This is a genomic window from Flavobacteriales bacterium (assembly GCA_013214975.1).
In the GTDB taxonomy this organism is placed as follows: Bacteria; Bacteroidota; Bacteroidia; order DT-38; family DT-38; genus DT-38.
Genome location: JABSPR010000046.1, coordinates 1 through 10,084 on the forward strand (window position 1 = coordinate 1; position 10,084 = coordinate 10,084).

Below are 10,084 nucleotides of genomic sequence, written 5' to 3' on the forward strand. Positions count from 1 at the left end.
CCTAAAGGAGAGTTACCCCTAACCACAATATCATTTCGAGAATCATCCGCCCCTTGTACTCCCGCAAAGTTAGAAGCCATTCGCGCAGGGTCTCCTCTGCTTCCAGCGTAACGTTCCGTTTCTTCAACCGAAAATGTTCGGGCACTTACCGTGGCCATTTGGTTTGATGCTTCCCCCTGAAGCTTGTTACCAGAAATAACTACATCCTCCATAGTTATCATCGACTCCTCCATCTCTACATTAAATAAAACTTCCTTCGCAGAGTTTACAATTACATTGGTAATAACTACATCGGTATAACCCAGAGATTTAATAACCACATTGTATCTACCAATTGGGACATCGGTAATTTTAAATATGCCGGCAACATCTGTTGCTACTCCTTTTAATAGAATGGAGTCTGTGTAAATGGCAACGGTAGCACCAACTAATTCGAATTTTGATTCTTTGTCCTTAACCGAGCCTCTTATTCTTTGGGTGATTGATAAATCGGCTCTGTTAGTTTCAGCAGTTTCTTTGCTTGAATCGGATTGTGCTTGAATTATATTGCTGTGTATAGATGCGAAAATTAGAACCGCGGTAACTAAAAGGACAGTTGAATAAATATTTCTCATTTCTTGATTAATTGATTGAAGCAGAAAATTTTGCCAAAGATAAACTGATATTTTTAAATTAGACTTTATCACCTTCGTGGTGTATTTATATTAGTACGCAGAGTATTAATAGATAAAAGCCAAACCTCCATGAAAAGAACCGACAACAGATTAAGGCATTATTCTTTGGTAGCTACAGCGCTTATTACTGCTCCTATCTTATTCTTATGCAGATGTAGTTTATACAGATGTTAATCCTGATGTTACTTTAAACACTAGTGGTGAGACTTTCGGGATAGACTTAAATGGAGATTTGGTAGACGACTTTAGCATTAATATCAATGTGGGTATGGTCGCACCTTGTTTATATTCTTATGTTCAACCTTGGACACAATATGGTGTTGGATTGCATCAATTGTCATCTAACGGGTATTTCGCAATAAATGCAAATTTCAATTTCGTACTTGCAATTAATTCTGGTGTAGCAATTAATGATACAGATGTAACAGTTTGGGGTCAGACAGATAACCCTGGGACGTATTGTCTTAGCATTGGTGCCTCACAGCTTACGAATTATTATAACTTAGGAGTATCTGGGTATGGCAGTTATGGGTATTGGAAAGGCAGTTCTAATAAATATGTTGGTGTTAAGTTTAATGTGAATGGGAACCAGCATTTTGGCTGGATAAGTCTTACAATTCCCTTTGACTATAAGCAACTAATCATTCATGGATTTGCTTACGAAACTTGCGCGAACACGTCAATAGATGCTGGTCAAACTACGGGGAGTTGTATACCTACTTCAATAGAAAATGATTACGTTTCAAACAGATCGGTCTATAGTTTTGATAATGCAATCAATATTAGATTGGGTGATAATGAAAGCTTAGGTGAGGTTTCTGTTTATTCGGCGACAGGTCAACTCATACATAGTTCACACCTTTCGAAGTCGGTTACTCAGATTCAATTAAATGAAGAGGAAGGACTTTATTTAGTTAGGGTTACCTCTGGTAATGAGGAGTCCTCAGATAGAATCTATATAAAATAATTTCTGTTTTGAGTTTAATGAAGTGGCTGGAGAAGGAGATTTAATTCCATATCCATCCCTTGTCTTCCGATTCCTTTAATTTAATTATTAGCTTTGATTAAGAAGCAATTATTTTTAAATCATTCTATAAATACTCAAACATGAAAACATTACTTACCTCAATAATAATATTGGTTTTTTCTCTTAGCTCTCTCGCACAAGGATCTTCGGCTACAGATACTAAACATCCATCAAAACTTACTAAAGAGCAAATAGCAGGAACGGTCTTTGACAGCAAAGACGTTGAAAAATACAAGGATGAACTAGGAAGAAAGATGGTTGACTTTTATCAATTATATAGTTCTGACAAAAAATTTGCAGTTGGAATGACAACAGCCCCTGCAGGGAAACTAGAGTATTTAGACCACGAATATGGTACGGATGAAATGATGTATTTTATTTCGGGTGGAGTAACATTAACATCTGAAGATGGAACTGTTTTAGTAGTTGGGGAAGGAGAATGCGCTACTCTTGCAAAAGAATGGAAAGGTACTTGGGATACACAAGGCTATACCAAAATATGGGTTATTTATAGTAGAGAAGGCGGGGCGCTAGAATAACTTAATATAAAAAGATTCTTGGTGTAACTAATTCTGAGAAAATGACTGTTGATTATGTTTTAACCTCACCTTGGTTAAGTTATTGTTGAATGATTTGATCGCGTTTGGACTAAGAAACCATTCATTATTCAATACTTGTCTTATTCCAGTTATTATTGTTTGGGAAGAGTCTCCTTTGCAAATAAACCCATTGGCACCACTGCTCATAGCTTCAATAATATTTTTCTTGTCTCTTAGTTGAGAGTGTATAATTATTTTAATAAAAGGATTTCTTCCTTTCACATGCTCTATTAGTTCAATACCATCCATCCTTGGCATTGCTATACAGGTAATAATTAATCTAGGAGTTTCTTTTTGAAGCTCAACAAGTGCGGCGATACCATCACCCACTTCTATTATATCGTTAAAGAGTTCAATTTTATTTAAAACATTCACAAGCTTCTTTCTTGACACCGGATTGTTGTCGACTACTAAAACTTGTTGTGAGATTTTTAAATGTTTCATTAAATGATATGTAACACTAATTTATATCTTTTACGGCATATACAAATTACGTTGTTCTCTCATAAAGGTTAATCGGTATTTTTTCGTAAAAAAGAGATTAGCCTTTCTTTCGATAATGCCTTAAAATATAGAATTTAAGGAAAATATATAAACAAAAATATTTTCTAATTAAGATTAAAAGGTCGGGAATATTGAAACATTTTTATTAAATTAACGTAATTGGCTGATTAGATGGTATTAGTGACTGACTTGTTTGCCACTTTAACATCTTTAGTTGGAGTAATGTTATATTAAGAAGGAATAATAAAATGGCGAAGAGTGGTAATAGGTTTAATAATGAATTTGAGCAGATTCATGAGTTAATGGCGGATTTAAATGTAAAATTTGCTCGAGATCCAACCCTTAAGTATGTTCTGAAGGATGAATATGATGATTTGTTTGAGCAGTTTATAATGCTGGATACGAGTATTTATAATCACAAGAAGTTAGAAATAGATAGCAACGATAGGTTAGACATGTTAACGGATGCAATGGCATCCGTTGCCGATTTAGATTTCAGCAAGGAACTTGTTGTAGGGGGAGAAATGGACCATCTTGATTATATGGCTCTCAGTTATAACTTGATGCGAGAAAGATTAGAAGAAAAATTTCTAGTATCTCAGGGAAAAGAAATTATTAATTCGTTCCAAGACCTCTATCTGATAGTAGATGTAAATGGCAATGTTGTAGACTCGAATACAGCCCTCCAAAGGAAATTTAATCTCGCTCATAATGATGTTGTTGACAAGCCGATTAAATCATTCTTTGAGATGAAGGCGATTAACAACAATTTTGGAATTGATTATAATGTACGTCAGTCGGGGTTTGGAATATCTAGAAAGTACATTCCCAATACTGATGCTAGGTTTGTTCTTAAAGTTACGAACGGTAGCTTCACCTTTGATAGAGGAGAGAAAGATGGATACTGGTATAAAGTAGAGTCACATTCTACCTTGTTGTACAATCAAAAAACGATTAAAAATCGGGAGTATATTCTGGCTAGCCTAGATAGGCTCCATGCCCAAATCAAAAGAAATATAAACAAGACCGAAGACAGGCAGAGAATACTTGTCGAGATTAAAGAAATTAAGAAGGACGTGAAAGCGCTTGGGGGGTTTCAATCTAGGATATTGGAAAAGCTGGATGTCCTTTTGAACGAGGAATAATTTAGTTGAGAAACTTATTTGGTTGTAAAAATAAGTAGGCAGACTCCTTGTCATTAAAATATTTAGTTGGCCTATAAGGCTTATCAACCTTGAGCCAAAAATTGAAAAATATTTTGCTTAGTCGTTTATCCGAAAATACAGCTATCGAGCTCAAAGAACTGTAAGATTCTTCGGTAGCCCAATATTTCATAGCGCCATAATCTACGCTCTTGATATTTCGAATATCTACTAAGCCAGGATACAAATGACCTCCAGTATAGGCGATTCTATCCGCAACAATTTTCTTGGCAATTTCCAAGGAAACAACTAAATCTGGCGTATAAGTAGTATGAATAATTCCTTTCTCAATCCAAATTTTAAGATACTCTGTCTCAAACTGTTTTTTGCTTATTTCCATGAATTCGATTTTCTTTAAGTAAGTGTACGATAAAGTAAAAATATTTGTTACAAACCAAAACAACAAAGAAAGGATGACCAAATACAGCCAGATTATTGATTCAATACAAGAGAACATTAACAATGGAGTAAAAAATGGCGTTTTACATTTAACTGCCTTAGGGAAAAGGAATTCAAACCATGTTAAAATAGAACAAAAGTCGTTAGTCGGATTCTCGTCATACGGATATTTAGGATTAGAAAATAATTCGAAATTAATAGATGGTTGTAAGGAAGTTTTAGATAGTTATGGAACTCAATTTGGCTTTTCAAGGGCATTTATTTCATTAGATTTATATGATCAATTAGAGGATCTGTTGGCTAAAATATTTGAAGCTAAAACGATTGTTCTTCCTAGTACAACTTTGGCGCATCAAGCTGCTTTACCTGCTTTAATAAGCGATAACGATGCTGTCATTATGGATCAACATGCTCATGCGAGCATCCAAACTACTGTAAAACTACTTAAAGAAAGAGGTGTAAATGTTGAGCTTGTAAGACATAGTAGATGTGACCAGATAGAGGAAAAGTTTTTAAAACTAAAGGTTGGTCACGAGAAAGTATGGTATCTATCGGATGGTGTATATTCCATGTACGGAGATTATGCTCCTGCTAGACAGTTGGAAGTATTGATGAATAAGTATGATCAATTCCATTGGTATGTAGATGATGCCCATGGGATGAGTTGGGCTGGCTTACATGGGAAAGGGTACATTTTAGATCAAGTCAATCTTCACAGTCAGATGGTCCTAGTATCTTCATTGAGCAAAGCCTATGCTGCCACCGGAGGGGTAATAGTTTTACCAAACGATCGTTGGTATAATAGAATCAGGACAAGTGGGCCAACGTTAATATTTACGACACCTATTGCTCCTCCAATGCTTGGAATTGCAATTGCTTCAGCAAAACTTCATTTGTCTTCGGAGTTGAGAAATCTTCAGCAAGATCTCAAAAGTAAAATAGATTTCTTTTCAGCTAAGGTATCAGAGCTCAATTTGAAAGAGATCTCAAGAAATAGTTCGCCAATATTCTATTTGGCCACCAGCATGCCCAAGGTGAGTTATAATCTAACAAAGAAATTAATAGATAAGGGCTTTTATATCACTCCAACACAGTTTCCGGCTGTTTCTGCCAAGAATGCAGGTCTTCGTATTTGCGTTAATGTGCATCACGATAAAAATCAGATGAGCGAAGTTTTGAATCTGTTAGCTGATTTATATCCCATTGCATTAAAAGAGGAAGGTGTAAAGGTGGAAAACGTAGATAAGTTCTTTAAAATTGAAAGTACGGTAGAAAGCAAATTAGATCAAACCTCAGAAAAAGCAGGAGAATTAACTTTGGAGAGGTATAGATCAATAAAGGATATTGATAAAACAATCTGGAATAGCCTTTTAGGAAATAATGGTTCGTTTGATTGGGATGGATTGGTTTTTTTAGAGAAAACATTTACAGATAATCCAAAGAAAGAGAATAACTGGGACTTCTATTATTTTCTTATTAAGGATATTAACGATGATTATATACTCGCGACTTTTTTCACAAAATGCCTTTGTAAAGATGATATTTTTAAGCCTTCGGTAATATCAGAGGAATTAGAAGATTACAGAAAAATGGACCCATATTTATTGTGTACAGAGTCGTTAATGATGGGATGTTTATTGACAGAAGGTGAACATCTTTATCTAGATAGAACAAGTAATTATTGGCAAGAAGCTTTTCTTGTTTTGTATAACGAATTGGTCGACCTGCAAGAGAAAACGAAGGTCAATGCCATTTATTTAAGAGATTTTGATAAGGATGACCAGGAATTGTCAGATTTATTTATTGCAAGTGGTTTTATTAAAACAGATTTGCCGGATTATTCTCATGAGTTAACCAATTTAAATTGGCAAACAAAAGAAGAATTGTTACAACCCCTTAAAAAGAAAAAAAGGCAACAACTGCGCCAAGATACTTTTAACTATGAGGAGAAATATGAAATCAAGATAAAAAAAAGTGTTCCTGAGGTTAAGTTGAAAGAATATTACAAGCTTTATCAAAATGTAAAGGAAGGAAGCTACATTATCAACACATTCGATTTGCCTTTTAAGACCTTTATAAATATGAATGAGGATAATGGGTGGGAGATGATAGAGTTGAGTTTGAAGGAAAGCGAATACCCAAAAGGGAGTGATAAACATCCAATCGCTGTTGTCTTTTGTTATAAAACAAAGAACACTTATACACCTTTATTAATAGGACTAGACTATTCCTATAAATTTTCTCATAAAAACTATAAGCAAGCTGTTTATCAAATTGCTAAAAGAGCAAGCTATTTGGGAGTTAGAAAAGTGTTTTATGGTATAACCGCAAGCGTAGAGAAGAGGAGAATTGGAGCCAGAGCTATTCCCAAATCAGTATTCGTTCAATTACAAGATAGTTACAATATGGAAGTTTTGGAGATGAATAATGTAGGCCAAGCCGCTAATTAACCAATCTCAAGAGATTTTATCGCATTAAATTCGTCATGGCTTAACAGGATGTGTTCCAAGAGATTTATTGCATTCTTTTCTCGTCTAATTTCATTCATAGATTTTTCATAGCATTCATTATCAATGTATACCTCGCCTGTTTCTATTTGGAGTTTGTAAACATTTATTCTTAATTCAGATCGTTTAATCATTCTTGAATAAACTTTATTTTTCACAGGATCAACTGTAAACGCTTTGTCAATATCTTTTCTTAATCCTTTAATTTTCTTCAGCTCGCAATCTAGAGCCCTGAGTTCTTGTTTCATCTTATTATATTCTTAATTCAATTAGACATCAGCTTGTTTGGTTAAACTTATTTCTTCGATAATTTGAATTGAAAATTTTGATATTTTCATATCTGGTAGCCAGCTATACGGCACTTGGTCATTAATGTTTGGTAACCGCGAAGGTAATATGAATAGTTACGTATTAGTGCGTAATAATTAGATTAAAAATTAAGTATTATTCTATAGTGTTGAGGATTAGAGTAATTATGGTAGATGGGTTTAAGTTATATACATAGAAAGTTTTTTCCGGCATACCTTTTGAATTTTGCCAATTCTTTAGGCACAACAGTTCTAATGCCTATACTTCCATTTATCATACTTGGAAATGGAGCACCCAAATGGGTTTTTGGTTTGTTTATTTCTCTATACTCCATCTTTCAATTTATAGGGTCTCCTGTTTTGGGGGCAATGTCGGACAGGCTAGGTCGTAAACCGGTTTTGCTTATTAGTCATGTTGGTACTTTATTAAGTTGGTTCATCTTTCTTGGTGCACTCTACAGTCCTAAATATGAACTATGGGGAACGATGCTCCCCTTATGGATAATTGGAGTATCCAGAATTTTGGATGGGCTTACTGGAGGCAATACGTCTGTTGCAAATGCCTATGTTGCAGATATAACAACCAGAAAAGAAAAGTTATATATCTTTGGCTACATCGGTGGAATAACGGGAGTAGCGATGATGCTTGGTCCTGGAATAGGTGGCTTCACGGCATCTCGAGAACTCGGACATGCAGGAACAATACTCACTGCAATATTCATTTCAGTAATTACTTTGATTTCCATTTTTGCATGGTTAAAAGAATCTCTGCCGGTGGAGAAAAGGGTCAAAGCAAATGGGGAAAGCATATTGGGCTTGTTTAATATTTCGAAGCGGATGAAGGTAATTAACCCCGACAAGCAGATTAAGGTCTTGTTTGTTATGAAGTTGCTATTTACCGCAATGATGGGAACATACATTGGTTCTATTGCTTTGTTTATTATAGACACATTTGGCTTTGATGAAAAAGAGTTAGGTATGTTTATGTTAGTTGTGGGATTATTTTTGGCATTTAATCAAGCATTTGTTTCGAAGGTATTTATTAAAAGATTGGGCGAGTTTAAAACCTTAATACTTGGCTTATTGCTTGTTACCATTGGGCTGTTTAGTATTACCATGACAAGTAATCTCTACTATTTCTTTGCTTACTATTATGTAATGAATTTAGGTTTATCGCTTTGCTTTCCAACCTTTAATGCATTGATAGCAATTCATGCAAACAATTCCCATAAAGGAGAAACATTGGGGGTAAGCGAATCTATTAGCTCATTTAGCTTGGCGCTATTCCCTGTTCTGTCGGCGATTATATACACGATAATCGGAGAACATTTATTTCACTTTGTATCATGTCTTCCTTTTGTCGGACTAATATTAGGTTTATTTAGCACGAAGATTATTAAGGATTGATAGTTTGCACACATAACTATTGACGGTAGATCCACAGACTTACACAGCACATTTCCTTATACTTGCACTACCAAACGTAGTTAATTGAAAATAAGGGATATCATACTATTTTTTCTTGGGCTGATATTAATATCAACAGCAGTATTATCTGTCTTTCCTTCGGATGGTTTACCGGTGGGATTTGGTCAAAAGTTATATCTGCCAAACTTGGCTGAAGTATTAAAATTGGATACAGAAGAAGCCCTTCCAGTTGTAAGTCAGGCGTCGATAATAAATGAAATCGTAGCTCCCGATTCGGTGCAAATTGATGATGGATTACAGGCGAAGTTAGATTCGGTTAATCGATTACGTAGATCTGATTCCATTAGAAGAAGACAGCTTCAAATACATTATCCAAAGGAAGGACATAAGATATTGTTCCCGTTCTTTAAAGCACTTGGGCAAGCTTCAAAAAAATCGATTCGTATTCTACACTACGGGGATTCTCAAATTGAAGGTGATAGAATTACGGGCTATCTACGGAAGAAATTACAAAGTGAGTTTGGCGGATCTGGACCCGGGTTGATTGCACCAAAGTCTTTGGCGAATACATTATTAGCGAAACAAGAATACGACGATAACTGGGAAGTATTTAGGCGTTACATGATAATGGATAAAAGGATAAAGCATGGGAATTATGGTCCGATGTTAAACTTCATTTCCATCTTTACTCCAGAAGATTCTTTGGCCATTTTAGACGCTGATGGACAAAGAAGAGATACTGCATTCACAGCTGAAATTAAACTTAGTAAATCCAGAATAGCAGCTCGAAATGTAAAAGATTGGCGTCGGTTAAAAATCTATTTTAATAAAACAAAGCAGCCTTTTGTACTCCAGATAAAAGAAGATACTGCTATCGTTTTTAATGACACGATTAATCCAATGGAGCAAGATGTATTGGATTGGGAAATTCAAAATGCAGATTTGAAAACGTTAGATCTAAAGTTCAGTGCGGTTAACCATTTTCCAGAATTATTGGCTTTTTCTATAGAAGGAAAACCGGGTGTCTGGGTAGATAATATTCCTCTAAGAGGAGCTGGGGGTACAGGATTTAATAAGGTAAGCACCGCTTCCCTCTCTTCCTTCTACGACATGAATAATATTCAACTCTTAATACTTCAGTTTGGAGGGAATGCACTTTACAACATGAAGACAGAGAAGGCGTGTGCTTCTTATGGAACGCGTTTTGAGAGTAATATCAGATACCTGAAAAAACTGAACCCTAAGGCATCGGTAATAATTATTGGTCCTTCGGATATGTCGATTAAAGAGGGAGTGGATTGGGTAACACATCCTTTCCTTGTTAAAACAAGAGATGCAATTAAAAGAGCTGCTTTTAATACCGGTAGTGCATACTGGGATATTTACGAAGCTATGGGTGGAAGGAATTCGATGCCTTTATGGGTTAAAGCGGAACC

At 35.3% G+C, this 10,084-nt stretch carries 10 protein-coding genes; 6 read left to right on the forward strand and 4 right to left on the reverse strand.

The features are described from left to right. Positions 1-614, reverse strand: a 614-nt coding sequence (locus HRT72_02720) for a carboxypeptidase-like regulatory domain-containing protein (GenBank protein NQY66624.1), incomplete at its 3' end; no start/stop codon positions are given. Between the two features lie 292 nt (positions 615-906). On the opposite strand from HRT72_02720, the gene HRT72_02725 reads away from it, so the two are divergent. Together HRT72_02725 and HRT72_02730 are read left to right on the forward strand one after the other, a co-directional pair. Continuing rightward, positions 907-1,641: a T9SS type A sorting domain-containing protein gene (locus HRT72_02725; GenBank protein NQY66625.1), complete on the forward strand. Its 735-nt coding sequence runs from the start codon at positions 907-909 to the stop codon at positions 1,639-1,641. 140 nt (positions 1,642-1,781) lie between these two features. Then, the gene (locus HRT72_02730; protein ID NQY66626.1) at positions 1,782-2,240 is read left to right on the forward strand and encodes a DUF861 domain-containing protein; all 459 of its coding nucleotides are present in this window, start codon (positions 1,782-1,784) and stop codon (positions 2,238-2,240) included. Between the two features lie 27 nt (positions 2,241-2,267). On the opposite strand, the gene HRT72_02735 is transcribed toward HRT72_02730, so the two are convergent. Next, on the reverse strand, positions 2,268-2,744 hold the full coding sequence (locus tag HRT72_02735) for a response regulator transcription factor (protein ID NQY66627.1): 477 nt from the start codon (positions 2,742-2,744) through the stop codon (positions 2,268-2,270). 308 nt (positions 2,745-3,052) lie between these two features. On the opposite strand from HRT72_02735, the gene HRT72_02740 reads away from it, so the two are divergent. Then, complete coding sequence (locus tag HRT72_02740; GenBank protein NQY66628.1) at positions 3,053-3,949, forward strand: hypothetical protein; 897 nt, start codon at positions 3,053-3,055, stop codon at positions 3,947-3,949. Between the two features lies 1 nt (position 3,950). Here HRT72_02740 and HRT72_02745 read toward each other — a convergent pair whose 3' ends face one another. Then, on the reverse strand, positions 3,951-4,346 hold the full coding sequence (locus HRT72_02745; protein ID NQY66629.1) for a hypothetical protein: 396 nt from the start codon (positions 4,344-4,346) through the stop codon (positions 3,951-3,953). 22 nt (positions 4,347-4,368) lie between these two features. On the opposite strand from HRT72_02745, the gene HRT72_02750 reads away from it, so the two are divergent. Continuing rightward, entirely contained in the window at positions 4,369-6,855 is a 2,487-nt protein-coding gene (locus tag HRT72_02750; GenBank protein NQY66630.1) for an aminotransferase class I/II-fold pyridoxal phosphate-dependent enzyme, read from the forward strand. On the opposite strand, the gene HRT72_02755 is transcribed toward HRT72_02750, so the two are convergent. Next, on the reverse strand, positions 6,852-7,160 hold the full coding sequence (locus tag HRT72_02755) for a hypothetical protein (GenBank protein ID NQY66631.1): 309 nt from the start codon (positions 7,158-7,160) through the stop codon (positions 6,852-6,854). The two genes, HRT72_02750 and HRT72_02755, sit on opposite strands and share 4 nt — an antisense overlap. Before the next feature lie 234 nt (positions 7,161-7,394). Between HRT72_02755 and HRT72_02760 the strand changes: the two genes are divergently transcribed. Beyond that, positions 7,395-8,627 carry an MFS transporter gene (locus HRT72_02760; protein NQY66632.1) on the forward strand — a complete coding sequence of 411 codons (1,233 nt, stop codon included), beginning with the start codon at positions 7,395-7,397 and terminating at the stop codon, positions 8,625-8,627. Positions 8,628-8,711: 84 nt separating this feature from the next. Next, a partial coding sequence (locus tag HRT72_02765) for a hypothetical protein (GenBank protein NQY66633.1) occupies positions 8,712-10,084 on the forward strand: 1,373 nt, incomplete at its 3' end.